This window comes from Micromonospora sp. NPDC049799, from assembly GCF_040656655.1.
Lineage (GTDB): Bacteria > Actinomycetota > Actinomycetes > Mycobacteriales > Micromonosporaceae > Micromonospora.
Window position 1 is genome coordinate 1 of sequence record NZ_JBFAMU010000912.1, and the last position, 1,068, is coordinate 1,068.

1 protein-coding gene and 1 pseudogene are annotated in these 1,068 nt (G+C 75.7%); both read right to left on the minus strand.

Annotated elements, in window-relative coordinates:
• Positions 1 to 154: 154 nt before the first annotated feature.
• Positions 155 to 610 (minus strand): annotated as a pseudogene (locus AB0I76_RS30575) (phospholipase); the annotation flags it as partial.
• A gap of 270 nt (positions 611 to 880) precedes the next feature.
• Positions 881 to 1,021 carry a hypothetical protein gene (locus AB0I76_RS30580; protein ID WP_357042806.1) on the minus strand — a complete coding sequence of 47 codons (141 nt, stop codon included), beginning with the start codon at positions 1,019 to 1,021 and terminating at the stop codon, positions 881 to 883.
• Positions 1,022 to 1,068 lie beyond the last annotated feature (47 nt).

Below are 1,068 nucleotides of genomic sequence, written 5' to 3' on the forward strand. Positions count from 1 at the left end.
GTGCAGGCCTGGGTCTGCGGGTCCGGCCTCGGCACCGGCGAGGACGCGGCGGGGGAACTGCGGGCGGTGCTCGCCGCGCCAGCCGGACCTCGGCCGGCACCTCGTGGCCGCCCGGGAACTCCTGGTACGTCACGTCGTAGTCGAGCGCGCGCAGCCGGGGCACCAGCCGACGGCTGCACACGTCCACCGGCAGCACCGGGTCGTCCGTGCCGTGCGCGACGTACACCCGGGGCTTGCCGTGCGTGACCAGGGGCGCGGCGAAGCCGGGCGAGAAGGCCACGACCGCGTCGACCAGGTCGCCGTTGGTCAGGCCCAGCGAGAGGGCGTACGACGCGCCGTCGGAGAACCCGCCGAACACGACCCGGTTGACGGGATGTCCGGAGAACACACCGGCGAGCAGCCCGTCGATCCGGCGTACGTCCACCCCGAAGCCCTCGACGATCAGGTCCCAACTGCCCGCGGCGGCCTGCGGGGCGACCAGCAGCAGGCGGTGCGCGTCGGCCACCGGCAGCAGCAGGTCCAGACCCTGCCGGGCCGAGCCGCCGGCCCCGTGCAGCAGCAGCACGAGGCGGTACGGCGAGCCGTCGGCGGGCTCCGGCGCGTACGTCATCGCCAGTGGACCGCCCTCGGCGTCGGTCAGCGACTGGATCCCGGTGCCGGCCCGCGCGGTCGGCGGTGCCGGCCGGGCGGTGAGCCGGCCGTGCCGGGGATTCTCCTCCGGTGCGCGGTGGGGCGGGGCGGGTTCGGTCACGGGCGGTCCTCGGGTCGGCGGTGCGGACGGCCGGCGGTTACCCGCCCCGGGGACACCCAACCCCCGTCCCGGCGGGCGGGCCCGGCGCTCACCCGGCCGATCAGCCGCACCCAACCCCCGTCCCGCCGGTCAGGCGCTCACCCGGCGGACCAGTCGGGACGGGAAGACCGACTCCGGGTCGACCCGGCCGCCGGCCAGCACGGCGGTGGGCCCGGCGGCCGCGATCTGGCCCCCCGGGTGGGGGTGGGTTGTTAGCCCCGGCGTAGTCACCACCCCATCGGGATGTAGGAAAACCACAACTAATGAAACAACAAACT